The 13,601-nt window shown below is 51.6% G+C and carries 14 protein-coding genes; all 14 read left to right on the plus strand.

The window, feature by feature from the left end; genetic code table 11:
• Nucleotides 1-171 precede the first annotated feature (171 nt).
• Nucleotides 172-1,542 carry a sigma-54 interaction domain-containing protein gene (locus EDM59_RS22800; RefSeq protein ID WP_092270925.1) on the plus strand — a complete coding sequence of 457 codons (1,371 nt, stop codon included), beginning with the start codon at nucleotides 172-174 and terminating at the stop codon, nucleotides 1,540-1,542.
• A gap of 250 nt (nucleotides 1,543-1,792) precedes the next feature.
• Nucleotides 1,793-3,040, plus strand: a complete 1,248-nt coding sequence (locus EDM59_RS22805; RefSeq protein ID WP_183193007.1) for an ABC transporter substrate-binding protein — start codon at nucleotides 1,793-1,795, stop codon at nucleotides 3,038-3,040.
• 83 nt (nucleotides 3,041-3,123) lie between these two features.
• On the plus strand, nucleotides 3,124-3,825 hold the full coding sequence (locus EDM59_RS22810) for an ABC transporter ATP-binding protein (protein WP_122925721.1): 702 nt from the start codon (nucleotides 3,124-3,126) through the stop codon (nucleotides 3,823-3,825).
• A gap of 11 nt (nucleotides 3,826-3,836) precedes the next feature.
• Nucleotides 3,837-4,547, plus strand: a complete 711-nt coding sequence (locus EDM59_RS22815) for an ABC transporter ATP-binding protein (RefSeq protein WP_122925722.1) — start codon at nucleotides 3,837-3,839, stop codon at nucleotides 4,545-4,547.
• Between the two features lie 16 nt (nucleotides 4,548-4,563).
• The gene (locus tag EDM59_RS22820) at nucleotides 4,564-5,454 is read left to right on the plus strand and encodes a branched-chain amino acid ABC transporter permease (RefSeq protein WP_122925723.1); all 891 of its coding nucleotides are present in this window, start codon (nucleotides 4,564-4,566) and stop codon (nucleotides 5,452-5,454) included.
• Nucleotides 5,442-6,401, plus strand: a complete 960-nt coding sequence (locus tag EDM59_RS22825) for a branched-chain amino acid ABC transporter permease (RefSeq protein WP_122925724.1) — start codon at nucleotides 5,442-5,444, stop codon at nucleotides 6,399-6,401. The genes EDM59_RS22820 and EDM59_RS22825 overlap by 13 nt, the downstream gene beginning before the upstream one ends.
• 1 nt (nucleotide 6,402) lies before the next feature.
• A complete protein-coding gene (locus tag EDM59_RS22830) occupies nucleotides 6,403-7,305 on the plus strand; it encodes an acetamidase/formamidase family protein (RefSeq protein WP_122925725.1) in 903 nt (300 codons plus the stop codon).
• Nucleotides 7,306-7,317: 12 nt separating this feature from the next.
• Nucleotides 7,318-8,187 (plus strand): D-amino-acid transaminase, encoded by an 870-nt coding sequence (gene dat, locus EDM59_RS22835; RefSeq protein WP_183193008.1) that lies wholly within the window; start codon nucleotides 7,318-7,320, stop codon nucleotides 8,185-8,187.
• 90 nt (nucleotides 8,188-8,277) lie between these two features.
• Nucleotides 8,278-9,090, plus strand: coding sequence for a nitrilase-related carbon-nitrogen hydrolase (locus EDM59_RS22840; RefSeq protein ID WP_122925727.1), 813 nt, complete (start codon nucleotides 8,278-8,280; stop codon nucleotides 9,088-9,090).
• Between the two features lie 113 nt (nucleotides 9,091-9,203).
• Nucleotides 9,204-10,952: an adenine deaminase gene (gene ade, locus EDM59_RS22845; protein WP_122925728.1), complete on the plus strand. Its 1,749-nt coding sequence runs from the start codon at nucleotides 9,204-9,206 to the stop codon at nucleotides 10,950-10,952.
• Nucleotides 10,953-11,050: 98 nt separating this feature from the next.
• Nucleotides 11,051-11,491 (plus strand): hypothetical protein, encoded by a 441-nt coding sequence (locus EDM59_RS22850; protein WP_122925729.1) that lies wholly within the window; start codon nucleotides 11,051-11,053, stop codon nucleotides 11,489-11,491.
• A gap of 2 nt (nucleotides 11,492-11,493) precedes the next feature.
• Complete coding sequence (gene alr / locus EDM59_RS22855) at nucleotides 11,494-12,699, plus strand: alanine racemase (protein ID WP_092270952.1); 1,206 nt, start codon at nucleotides 11,494-11,496, stop codon at nucleotides 12,697-12,699.
• A gap of 180 nt (nucleotides 12,700-12,879) precedes the next feature.
• Nucleotides 12,880-13,179: a CopG family ribbon-helix-helix protein gene (locus EDM59_RS22860; protein WP_025845698.1), complete on the plus strand. Its 300-nt coding sequence runs from the start codon at nucleotides 12,880-12,882 to the stop codon at nucleotides 13,177-13,179.
• A gap of 3 nt (nucleotides 13,180-13,182) precedes the next feature.
• Entirely contained in the window at nucleotides 13,183-13,533 is a 351-nt protein-coding gene (locus EDM59_RS22865) for a type II toxin-antitoxin system PemK/MazF family toxin (protein ID WP_092270955.1), read from the plus strand.
• The last annotated feature ends 68 nt before the right edge of the window (nucleotides 13,534-13,601 follow it).

A 13,601-nucleotide genomic window follows, 5' to 3' on the forward strand; every position in this document is an offset into this window, starting at 1 on the left:
TCCAGCAGTAGGAGAGGGACTGACCTTATGGGGTCAGTCCCAAAATCTACTGGTGGGGCTTTTTCGTTCTTGTTATAGTCAAAATGGAAGGACATACATGCAGGATTTCATCTCAAGAGAAAAAGCAATGATGCTTCACTGGTTTTTATCTACTTAGGAGGTGAAAGCAGCATGACCAACATGGATTTGGAAGCCATGCTCAATTCCTTGTTCGATATCGTGCACGTGACCGACGCCGAAGGAAGAACGATTTATTGTACGGAAACGTATGAGCATTTCATCGGTGTATCGCGCAATGAAATGCTGGGGAGAAACATCGAAGACTTCTACAACCTCGGTTATTTCAAGCCGACGATTACGATGAGGGTCATCCGCGAGCGGAAAAAAATCCACACGATTCAGACCACCTTTCAAAACCGAAAACTGTTTGTCGTAGGGACACCCATATTCGACAAGGAGGGAACCTTTCTTGGGGTCGTCAACATCTCGACGGACATCACCCACCAGGAAAAGCTGCAGAGCGAGTTGAACGAGGCGAAGAACCTCAGTACGATTTACTTTGAGGAGCTCGATAAGTACTCGAATGAAAAGAAGGAAGACGCATCCTTTATCTACCGAAGCAGCAGCATGGAGAACATCGTAGAGATGGCGCAACGGCTGGCCCAGGTCGATTCTACCGTCATCCTGCTGGGAGAGTCGGGCGTCGGGAAAGGGATGATGGCCAAGTACATTCACCAGAACAGTCCGCGAAAGGAGAAGCATTTCGTTCAGATCAATTGCGGGGCGATCCCGGAAACGCTGCTCGAGTCAGAGCTGTTCGGCTATGAAAAGGGAGCGTTCACGGGGGCGGGCAAAGAGGGCAAGATCGGTCTGATCGAAAAGGCAGATGGCGGAACCTTGTTTCTGGATGAGATCGGCGAACTGCCGCTCCGGCTGCAAGTAAAGCTATTGACCACCCTGCACGAAAAAACGATTACCCGCCTGGGAGGTTCGACTCCCAAAAAGATCGATATCAAACTGATCACGGCAACCAATAAAAATCTGAAGAAGATGGTGGAGAACGGAGAGTTTCGTGAAGATTTGTATTACCGGATTCACGTGATCCCCATGGAAATCCCGCCACTTCGGGAGCGCCCCGAGGAAATTCCCCTTTTGACCAGCTATTTTCTCGAATACTACTCGCGTAAATACTGCCTGAACAAGCAGCTGAGCGACAAGTGCTATCACATTTTGGAGAAGTACGAGTGGCCAGGAAATGTCCGCGAGCTGGAAAACCTTATTGAGCGACTGGTCGTGACGACGAAGGGGGATATCATCACCAGTGAGCAGATTCCAAGCAGTATCGCAAATAGTGTGACGAGCAGCAAAGAGGGGATCAAGGTGTTTAACCTTCTTCCCATTGCAGAGGCAGTGGAGGAAGTAGAAAAGCAGCTGCTCCAGCGCGCTCTGGATATGTACAAGACGACAACGAAAATGGCAGAAGCACTAGGAATCAGCCAGCCGAGCGTAAGCAGGAAGCTGAAAAAGTACAATATTCAATAACGCATAACGATTAGTCAAAAATAAATAGTTGGAAAATAGGCAATCTTACCACTTTTTATTCGTGAATTATACACCGATGAATAATCTAAGCTTGTGCATGAACCGGATTTTTCAGGAGTCAGCTGAACCACCCTTCCTCTAATGCGGAGTTGCTCATTCTTGAGCAGACTTTGCTTAGAGGTTTTTGCATTGGCATCTATTTTGCAAATGCGATAAGACGCCGGCAAAAATAGATGAAGGGGGTTATCTCTTGCGAAAAGTAGGGATTCTATCACTGGCGTTCTCGTTAGCACTGCTTTCGTTGGCAGGATGTGCTTCAAACACCACGCAATCCAGCGGCGCCTCGAGTGCTGGGGGAGGCGGGGCGGATGTGATCAAGATTGGCGGGATCGGGCCTTTGACGCCGCCGGGCAGTCCAGTGCTGGGAGAAGAAATTCAGAAATCGATGCAGCTCGCCGTTGATGACATCAATCAAAAGGGGGGCGTGCTGGGCAAGCAGCTGCAGCTGTTTTATGAGGATAGCGCGGGCTCACCCGAAAAAGGGCAGTCCGCGATGGAAAAGCTGATTAAGAAAGAGCAGGTTGTTGCGATTGCAGGGGAAGGTCACAGCTCTGCGGCATTGGCAGAGATCGAGGTGGCAAAGCGCGACAATATCCCGTTTATCGTAGCGGAAGCCTGGTCAGACGCGATTACGGAAAAGGGCTATGAGAATATTTTCCGGGTAGCACCGAACAACTCGATGTTTTCCAAACGCGTGGTGGAGTATGTAGAATTTGCTGGCTATAAAAACGTAGCGATTCTGGCAGAAGACAGCGACTGGGGAATCGGGAACGTCGACCTTTTGAAAAAACAGCTTACGGATAAAAACATTCCGTTTAAAAGCATCGTGGTAGACCGCAACACCAAGGATTTCGTTCCACAGCTGCTCGATCTGACCAAGGATTTTCAACCTGATATTATTTTGAATATTATGACAGGTGTTGGTTGCTATCTCGTTGTGAAGCAAGCGCATGAACTGGGAATCGCCCCATCGGCCAAAACAGCGATGCTGATGGGAGGAGCAGATGCAGCATATCCGGAGATCTGGGAAACGACAGGGGAAGCTGCGAAGTACCTGGTCTGGCAAGCACCGTACCATCCAAAAGCCAAATTCACGGATTTGACGCAGCCGATGGTGAAAGCGTACGAGGAGAAAAACGGACGGAAACCGACCTATGCAGCGCTGCATGCCTATGACACTGTCCTGCTTTTGGCTGATGCGATTACCCGTGCTGGCTCCACGGAACCAGCCAAGATCACGAAGGCGCTGGAGGAAGCAAAGCTTTTAGGGACGAGAGGGACCATTACCTTCCCTTCTGAAAAGGGCGTGGATTACCATAACTGGCTGCCTGCCCTGCTGTTCATGCAGTACACGCAGGTCAACCAAAGCCCGGATGACGCGGAGATTCTATTCCCGAAAGATGTCTCTACCTCAAAGTACGCAACACCGGACAAATAGACAGCTGGGGAAGGGGCGAGCGTAAAGCCTCGCCTCTTTTTCCATGCGAAACAGGCACGCTTGCAGAAGGAGGGAAGGATTAGGTGCTAAAAGTAACCAACTTGACGAAACGTTTTGGTGGCACGGTTGCCGTCAATCAGGTCAACCTGCAGGTCAATAAAGGAGAGATCGTGGGCATCATCGGTCCCAATGGCTCTGGCAAATCTACGCTGCTCCACACGATCACGGGGGTTTATCAACCCGATGAAGGCGTCATCGAATACCGAAACAGGGACATAACCCGCGCACCCTTGGAAGAAAAGGCACGTATGGGGATCGGCCGAACCTTCCAAAATCTGCGTTTATTCAAGCGTCTCACCGTTTGGGAAAACTTGATGATTCCCGCGATTCAGCTGAAAAAGGACAGGAAGGTGGCAGAAGAGGAAGCACAGGAGCTGCTTGAGCTAGTAAAGCTGCATAATCATGCCACGGAGCAGGCGCAAAACCTGTCCATCGGGCAGCAGCGACTGCTGGAGTTTATTCGTGCGGTGATGCTGAATTCGGAGCTGATTTTCCTCGACGAGCCAACTGCCGGGTTCCACCCGAATATGATTCAAAACTTTCTCGATACGCTGCAGAAGCTGCACGCGCGTGGCAAGACCTTTGTGATGATCGAGCACAACATTCCGGCCATTATGGAAGTGAGCACGAGGCTGATTGCCGTGGCGGCAGGGGAAGTCATCGCGGATGGCGACCCGAAGACCGTGCACGCCAATCCGCAAGTGGTCGAAGCCTATCTGGGCTAAGGAGGAGTACGATGCTGGAAGTAGCCAATGTAGAAGCGGGGTACGGCAAAATCCAAATCTTGAACAACCTGTCGCTATCCGCGAAAGAAAACAAGCTGACGCTCTTGATCGGACCGAACGGCGCAGGAAAATCAACGCTCTTGAAAACCATCTTCGGCTTCGTGACGCCAAGCAAGGGCTCGATTCGCTTTCAGGGGGAGGAAATCAGCGGTCTGCCTTCTCACCAGCTGGCGAGCTTGGGGATTGGCTTTCTGCTGCAGCGGGTCAGTGTTTTTCCGGACCTGACGATTGAGGAAAATCTAAAGCTGGGCGCCTGGTCTTTTAAAAAGGACTCAGCGAGAGTGGCTCAGCGGATCGAATACATGTACGAAAAATTCCCGATCCTCAAGCAAAAAAGAAGCGAATCTGCCGGCTTGATGAGCGGCGGTCAGAAGCGCATGCTGGAAATCGCACGTACCTTGATGCCAGGACCCAGGCTGATTCTGGTGGATGAACCGTCTGCGGGGCTTTCCCCCAAAATCGCCAAAGAAGTGTACCGCGTCCTGCACGAGCTGAGGGATGAGGGGATTACACTCTTGATGGTGGACCAAAATATCCGGGAGTCCATAGGTTACTCGGACCATGTGTATGTGCTGGAGCGAGGACAGGTATCATCGGAGAGCGCAGCGGACGAAATCGAGAAGAATCTGAAGCAGGTCGTTGAATCCTGGCTCAAGTTTTGACGAAAGGAGATTGTATATGAACGAACTGTCACCGCTTTTGGCACAGCTGGTAAATGGGCTGATCATCGGCTCGATCTACGGTCTCATGGCGCTTGGTTTGACTGTCATTTTTGGCGTTCTCAAAATCGTGAACTTTTCGCATGGTGAGTTCTATATGCTGGGTGCATATGCTTCCTACTTTGTAAGCCAGACGATGGGGCTTCATCCGGTTGCCGGAATCTTTGTGGCGATTCTCGCGACGTTTTTTCTCGGCGTGCTGATCGAAAAGGCGCTGTTGACTCCGCTCTATGAAAATAAGGTTGAGCGAAAGGATGAGTATGCACTCCTCATTACCTTTGGCCTTTCTCTCTTCTTGATCAATATGGCACTCGCCGTGTTTGGACCGTTTCAAAAGAGCGCGCCTGCACTCACCGGCGGCACGATTGATCTGGGGGTAATCACATTGAGCTCTGGAAAAGTGCTGGCTGCCCTGATCGCGATAGCGCTGCTGCTTATTATGCTGTTTCTTATCAATAAAACCTGGCTGGGAACGGCGCTTCGGGCAATCTCCCAGGACCGGGATACGAGTGCCATCATGGGGATCAATGCCAAGCGACTGGGCAGCATCGCCTTTGGTCTAGGAGCATGCATGGCGGGAGCGGCGGGAGCTTTGCTCGGTCCTGTCTTTCTGGTCTATCCCATCATGGGAACGGTACCTGCGATCAAATCCTTTGTGATCATCGTGCTTGGATCGATGGGATCGATTAAAGGAGCGATCTATGGCTCGCTGTTGGTCGGACTAGTCGAGAGCTTGGGTGTTTTCTTTCTGTCCCCGGCTTACCGGGATGTATACAGCTTCCTCATTTTGATCCTGATTTTGCTCTGTAAGCCGAGAGGGCTGTTTGGAGGGGCACAATGGAACAACTAGACAAAAAAATCGTCTTGGGCTTATTGTTGATTGCGTTGATACTGCCTTTGTTCGCTAACGAGTATACGCTGCACATCGTCATCCTGGCGTGCTTCTATGTGATTTTATCCTCCAGCTGGAATTTGTTGGCCGGCTATTCGGGGCAGGTGTCCTTTGCCCATCTGGCGCTGTCCTCCCTGGGGGCGTACACGTCTGGTCTGGTCTCGCTGAAGCTGGGGATTCCCCCGGTTTTCTCCATTCTGATTGGTGCCATCGCAGCAGGGATCGTCGGGATCATCATCGGGATCTTGACGCTCCGCATGAGTGGCAGCTATCTCGCGCTGACGACGATCGCGTTCTCGGAAATCTATCGGATTGTCATCAGTTTGGAATACGAAATCACCAATGGGCAAGTCGGTCTCAGTGTTCCGGGACTGTTCGGGGAGGCAGGAAGTAAGATCACATACTACTACACAGCGATTGCCTTAGTGGTGATTGTCGTCTTTGTGGGCATTCAGAAGCTGGTGCAGTCGGACTTCGGTTTGACGATCCGCGCGATTCGCGAAGATGAGACGGCCGCGGCCGCGATGGGAGCAAAGGTCGTACGGCACAAGGTCATCGTGTTTGCCATCTCGTCTGCGATCGCGGGACTTGCAGGTGCATTTTTGGCTCATTACACCCTGCTGGTCAGTCCGGAAATGGCGACGATCACAGAGATGGGGATCGTTATCTCCATGTCGGTCATCGGAGGCTTGGGTACGTTCATCGGGCCGATTCTGGGGGGCGTTTCCCTGGAGCTGATCTCGGAGTACGTAAAGGAATTTGGCAACTATCACTTGATGATCTTTGGTCTGATTCTCGTGCTCGTCATGCGGTTTTCGCCTGCCGGTCTTGCGGGTCTGTTGGTATCCCTGTATACAAGAAAGCGAAAGGCAAAGCAGCTCTCACAGATAAGGAAGGAGGCTTGACATGAAAGTCGTCGCGAAAACGCATCATATCTATTCATTTGCCCCTGATCTCAAACCAGTGCTTACGGTAGCCTCCGGGGATGAAGTCGTGTTTGAAACGTACGATTGCTATCGGGAGCAGTTGAATGCGCCCTCCAGAAATCAGCTGTTTGCCCTGCAGGGATTGAATCCGGCTACGGGACCGGTTGCCGTTCACGGCGCTGTTCCGGGCGATACCCTGAAGATCACCGTGATTTCAATTGACCTGGATGAGGAAGGAACGATGTATCTGCGGCCAGGTGCTGGGATTTTGCACAAGTACGTAGCTGAGCCTGAGGTAAAAAAGCTTCGGGTCGAAGGCGGCAAGGTCCATTTTAACGAAAAGCACGCACTCGCCATCAAACCGATGATTGGCGTCATTGGCGTTTCCCCGAAGAGTGGGGACATCACCACCTACTCTCCTGGGACGCATGGCGGCAATATGGATACCAAGGAAATTGCCGAAGGGGCAGTCGTCTACTTGCCGGTATCCGTCGATGGCGCCAACTTGGCGATCGGGGATTTGCACGCGCTCATGGGGGATGGGGAAGCTACTGTTTGCGGCGTGGAGATCGGCGGTCGCGTCCGGGTAAAGGTTGAATTGGTGAAGGGGCAGTGCTTTGTGACTCCCGTTGTGGAGGATCGTGAGCAAGTGTATGTGGTCGCTTCCGCTGCGACGATGGATGAGGCCTGCCAGTTTGCAACGGAGTACATGTTTGAATTTTTGCGGGAAAGGCTCGAAGGCACTGAGGCGAATGAAATCGTCTGCTTGATGGGGATCAGCGGTGACTTGCGTGTATCCCAGATGGTAAATCCCTTGAAAACGGCGAAGTTTGCCATTCCGAAAGCGGTATTTGACGTGACTTTTGAGAAAAGCAGGGGATAAGGAGAGATTCCATTGGGGCAAAATCTTGCTTTCTTTAACGAACGGTTCATAGATCCGAATGAACGGGTGCTGCCCGTCGAAGAGAGAGGCTTGCAATTCGGTGACGGTGTTTACGAGATGATTCGCTTGTATCGCGGAGTACCTTTTACGCTTCAGGAACATTTGGATCGTCTGGAGCAATCTGCCCATAGCATTATGCTCACCCTCCCGAAGACGGTGGAGGAGATTGCGGCGATTGTCCAAGCCGGAATTGCTCAGACCAAAATCGCCGAAGGGACCGTCTACATTCAGGTCACCCGGGGAACAGCGCCGCGCAATCATCTGTTTCCCGAAGAGGTTGCTGCCAATCTGTTTATTGTTTGGAAAGAGGGAGTTCCTGATCTTGGGAAGCAACAGGAGGTGGGTGTAGTGGTGTTCACGTTTCCCGATGAGCGCTGGCACAACTGCTACATCAAGTCGATCTGCCTCTTGCCCAATGTATTGGCAAAAGAAAAAGCGCATCAAAGAGGCGGGCATGAAGCGATCTTTATCCGTGACAACGAAGTCAAGGAAGGGACCTCCACCAATCTGTTCATTGTAAAGGATGGGGTCTTCAAGACACCGATCGCGGACCAGTCGATCCTCAATGGCATAACGCGCCAAAAGATTATTGAGATTCTGAAGAAGCAGGATGTGCCGGTTCTCGAAACCCGTCTGACGATGGAGGACATCGAGGTGGCCGATGAAGTGATCATCACGAGTACCACGCAGGAGGCGGTCCCCGTGGTTCAAGTCAATGATCGAAAGGTAGGAGCGGGAAAGCCCGGTGTTTACTTCCAAAAGCTCGCTGCCTGGTTCCAAAAGGAAGTCGACCAGTCATGCTCGTCTTCTTCAGGTAAATAGGAAAGCACGTTATGGATTGGGCCGGGGAAGTTCCGGTCCTTTTTTTCGAACGAAAACGAAGCGTCGATAAATCGGTGAGGGGGATCAAACATGTGCAAAGTGGCAGCCATTCAGATGAAACCGTCTTCTGGCCAGACAGACGCGAATGTGCAGCAAGCCGTTTTTATGGCAGAACAGGCGGTAAGGGACGGAGCCGAGCTTCTGGTTTTTCCCGAGCTATGGAAGACCGGGTACCATTTGAAAAAGGAGGAATTCCTGCGATTGGCAGAGACTCGAGATGGCAAGACTGTCAGCCTCTTTCGGGACCTGGCGAGGAAATGGGGAACGGTTATCGTCGTCCCCTTCGCTGAAATAGACGGGGATCACCTCTATATTTCGTTGGCGGTGATGGAACGAACGGGAGAACTGCTCGCCACGTATCGAAAGTCGTTTGTCTGGGGAAAGGAAAAAGACAGCTTTACGAATGGAGAAAGACAGTACCGGGTCATCCACACCTCGCTGGGGAAAATTGGCGTGTTGATCTGCTACGATATCGAATTCCCGGAGCCTGCCCGTTTGCTGGCACTGCAGGGGGCAGAGCTGATCATCGTCCCGTCTGTGTGGAGCTTTGGGGCAGAAACCCGGTGGGACATCCAGCTTCCCGCCCGGGCCTTGGACAATACGGTGTTTATCCTGGGTGTGAATACGGTGGGAGAGGGCAGCTGCGGCAAAAGCAAGCTGGTTGCGCCGGATGGTCAGGTTTTGTGCGAGGCATCGCGTGAAGAAGCATGCGTTCTTCTTCACGACGTACAACCTGAGCTGATCGGGAAAGCCCGCGCGCACATTCCTTACCTCGCGGATTTCGATGAGTCCTTGCTCCCAGGGGGAGAGGCAAGGAAAAGCGGCAGGGTGATTCTCGGGTAATCGGCAAGCCCGCAGAAATGATGTCTTCCTTTTCGGCAGCGGATATTGTTTAATGGGAAAAACTACGTCAGGGTAGTGAATGAAAATATCGCGAGGAAGAGGGAGTGGCATCTGTGACGGTCTCCAAGGAACACCTTCGAAAACGTATTGCTGCTGCGGCTGGCAGAGAAAAAGCCGACATCGTCATAAAAAACGGAACCATAATTGATGTTTTCAACGGGGAGCTGCTGCAAGGGGATGTAGCGATTGCGGACGGTGTCTTTGTTGGGATTGGAGCGTACGAAGGACATACGGTCATCGACGCGGCAGGCAAGTACATCTCGCCTGCCTTTATTGACGGACATGTGCATATCGAGTCCTCGATGGTGGTTCCTGCTGAATTTGCGCGGGTGCTATTGCCGCACGGCGTCACAACGGTTATTACGGATCCGCATGAAATCGCCAATGTGGCGGGAGCGCGTGGAATCGAGTTTATGCTGGCAGCCTCAGAGGGACTTCCCTTTGATGTGCATGTGATGCTTCCTTCTTGTGTACCGGCGACTTCCTTTGAGAATGCGGGCGCGGTACTTACGCAGGCAGATCTTGACCCGTTTCTGTCCCATCCGCGTGTACTGGGGTTGGCAGAGGTCATGGACTACCCTTCCGTTATGAATGCGGACGAGGGCATGCTGGATAAGCTGACCGCGACGATGGCACAAAATAAGCAGATTGATGGGCATGCAGCGGGGCTCGATGTGCAGGCGATCAATGTATACCGGACCGCACAAATCAAAACGGATCACGAGTGCGTCACTGTCCAGGAAGCCAAAGATCGGCTGCAGCGCGGTATGTACGTGATGCTGCGTCAGGGAACGGCTGCCAAGGACCTGGAGGCATTGCTGCCGGTTGTCACCGAACGCAACTCGCGCAGATGCCTGTTCGTCACGGATGACAAGCATTTGGATGAGCTTCTCCGAGAAGGAAGCATCGATCATCACGTGCGGATGGTAATCGAGCGAGGTTTGCCGGCGATTACTGCGATTCAGATGGCGTCACTGAACGCGGCGGAATGCTTCAGGCTGTATGACAAGGGAGCGATTGCGCCAGGTTTTACAGCTGATTTTCTCCTGCTGGACGATCTGGAGCAGGTCGCGATTCATCAGGTCTATAAAAACGGCAGGCTCGTAGCGGAGCAAGGAAGAGTAGTAGAAGACATGCTTCCTCCGCAGTCGGCTGAAGTGGCTGCCAAAGCAGAGGAGCTGACCGGAAGTGTTCGGATCAAGCCACTGACCAAAGACAGGTTTGCCATACCCGTTCGAAACGAAAAGGCGCATGTCATCGGCATCATTCCCAACAAAATCGTAACGGAGCATCTTGTAATAGAAGTGCCGACTGTTCAGGGAGAGTTTGTTCCTTCTGTAGAGCGGGACCTGTTGAAAATGGCAGTCATTGAGCGCCATCACCTCACAGGCAACGTTGGGCTGGGGATCGTCAAAGGTCTCGGTCTGCAAAAAGGGGCGATCGCATCCACTGTCGCCCATGATTCCCATAACCTGATCGTCGCAGGAACGAACGATGACGATATGCTGTTTGCCGTGAAAACGATTGAAAGCATGCAGGGGGGCTTGGTCGTTGTTGAGGACGGTAAGGTACTGGCAGCCCTCGCTTTGCCGATTGCGGGATTGATGTCCAATCAGAAGGCAGAAGTCGTTTGCCAGGGGCTCGACGAACTGGAGCACGCTTTGCGCACAGTAGGGGCACCGGCTACCTTCCAGCTGTTTTTGACGCTGTCCTTTTTGGCGCTGCCGGTTATCCCTTCCCTCAAGCTGACTGATCAGGGATTATTCGACGTTCAACAATTCACTCTGCTCTCGGGCGTTTGATTTCGCCACGCGAAATAAGCATTCCCTGAATTGACATCCGGCAGGAAAACACGATACAGTCAAATTAACTTCTATCGTAATGAGGTGGCATGCTTTTCATGAAAAAACCGGCTACGGATGTTTTGTACCAGGAAGAGTCTACGTACAAGGACATGCTTCTGCGCAAAAGCGTAAAAATGCGCGTGATGGAGACAGTTGCTTTTGTCTTGGGAATGCTGATTCTCGCGCAGATTCTTCCTAGTAACAACACGGCATTCAAGGTGCTCGCCTTTGCAATTGCGATTGCGGTTGTAGGTCTGGCTCCCTTTCTTTACCGATCGATGCTTCGGCCTGTGTACAAGCTGACAAAAACGCACCTGATCATCACGATGTCAGGGAAAGAAACCAGCTATCCACTGTCCGAGGTCGAACAGATTTACGAAGGCCGCCATCTCTACAGAGTGGGAGGAAAGCGGGAGTCTCTGATGGTGTCCCGTGAATTTCTGAAGCACTTGAACGAGCGTTTGTTTTACTATAATAAAGCGAACAAGAGGAGATAAGCATGAAACCGTTTTGTCGTGACACTTGGGTTGAAGTAAATCTGGATGCGATTTCAGCCAACGTGCAGACGTTCCGCCGCCATCTGCCCGCAGAAACCGGGATTATGGCGGTGGTGAAGGCTGACGGCTACGGACATGGTGCAGTCGAGGTAGGCAGACAGGCGCTTGAAAGCGGCGCGAACTCGCTGGCGGTTGCCATGCTGGATGAAGCCATCGTTTTGCGGGAGGCAGGGATCGATGCCCCTATCCTGGTGCTTGGCTACACACCTGCTGATTCTGTAGAGTCAGCCAGCCGACTGCAGGTCCAGCTTACGGCATATCATGCTGATTGGATTGCCGAGGCGAACCGCGTTTTACTTCAGGGGAACCTCGCACCTGTCGGCATTCATATCAAGACCGATACGGGAATGGGCCGTCTGGGTGTGCGCACAAAGGAGGAGCTGCTGCGTGTGGTAAACGCGCTCGAGGAAAGTCAAAAGCTCTCCTGGACCGGGATTTTCACTCACTTTGCCTGCGCGGATGAACCGGACACTACCCATGTGCGACGACAACACGAAACGTTTGAAAGCTTCTTGCAATCTCTTCGCGCTGCGGGCAAGAAACTGCCCATGATCCACTGCTGCAATACGGCGGCTGCGATTGCTTTTCCCGAATGGGGGTATGATACGATTCGTTTAGGCATAGGTTTATACGGACTATATCCTTCGCCATATATGAAAGATCGTGCAGATGTGGGGCTCGTACCGGCTCTTGCGCTGAAGACCAAGATCGCTCACGTGAAAACAGCGACGGACGAAGCTTTTACAGTCAGCTACGGTGCGACGTATACCGCTAAGCCCGGGGAACAAATTGCGACACTGCCCATTGGATATGCAGATGGATATTCTCGCCTGTTGTCCAACCGTGGGAAAGTTTTGTACAATGGAGCACGTGCTTCCATCGTTGGCAGGGTTTGCATGGATCAGATTATGGTGCGGATTGAACAGGGAACGGCACAGGTCAATGATGAGGTTGTTTTGTATGGAAAGCAGGGCGAGGACGAGATTTCTCTGGATGAAGTAGCAGCCCTGATCGGCACGATCAACTACGAGGTTCCTTGCATGCTGAATTACCGCATCCCCCGCGTTTATTTTCAGAATGGAAAAGAAACAGGGGTGTTTCACCCAATCACTATGAAACATGCTCCCAAAGAAAGTGTAAATAACTAGCAAACAAAAATCGGCAGGAATTTTACTTTCGAGAACGAATACTAGGTAAGCGCAGAAAGTCGGCTTTTTTAGCTGCATAGCGTACGGACAGGTATATTTTTGCAATGGTTTCGACATAATGGTATTGTTCATACTGACAAATTGGCAGGAGAACATGCTTAGCGGATGAAAGTTACGGTCATGGTTGGAGGTGGATTTGTCTTGTCGAAGTCAAACACGAAACGCATCATGATCAGTTTGCCACAACACTTGCTACAAGAAGTGGATGGCGTGATTCAGAAGGAAAAATCCAATCGCAGCGAGTTCATTCGTCAGGCGATGCATCTGTATTTGAAGGAGCGCAAAAAGCGCACCATCCGTGAGACGATGCAAAAAGGGTATATGGAGATGGCGAAGATCAATCTGAAAATGGCATCGGAGGCTTTTGGCGCTGAAGAAGAGGCTGACCATACTCTTGTCCGCTTAGTTAGCGGGGTGTGACCAGTGATTGTCAAACGTGGCGATGTATTTTTCGCGGACCTGTCACCGGTCGTTGGCTCTGAGCAAGGAGGCGTTCGGCCTGTATTAGTCATTCAGAACGACATTGGAAATCGATTTAGTCCGACGGTCATCGTCGCAGCCATCACGGCACAGATTCAAAAGGCGAAGCTGCCTACGCATGTTGAGATTGACGCAAAAACATATGGATTTGATCGTGACTCCGTCATTCTGTTGGAACAAATTCGAACCATTGACAAACAACGGCTGACCGATAAGATCACCCATCTCGATGATGAGATGATGGATCGTGTGCATGAATCCCTACAGATCAGCCTGGGACTCATCGATTTTTAAATCTAGGATCAGACCTTTGGAGAGGAAAAGCCACTTGAGTGAAGCAAGTGGTTTTTTTGCTGTGAGGG

Origin of the sequence: Brevibacillus nitrificans (genome assembly GCF_003710965.1) — a bacterium.
GTDB classification, from domain to species: Bacteria; Bacillota; Bacilli; order Brevibacillales; family Brevibacillaceae; genus Brevibacillus; species Brevibacillus centrosporus.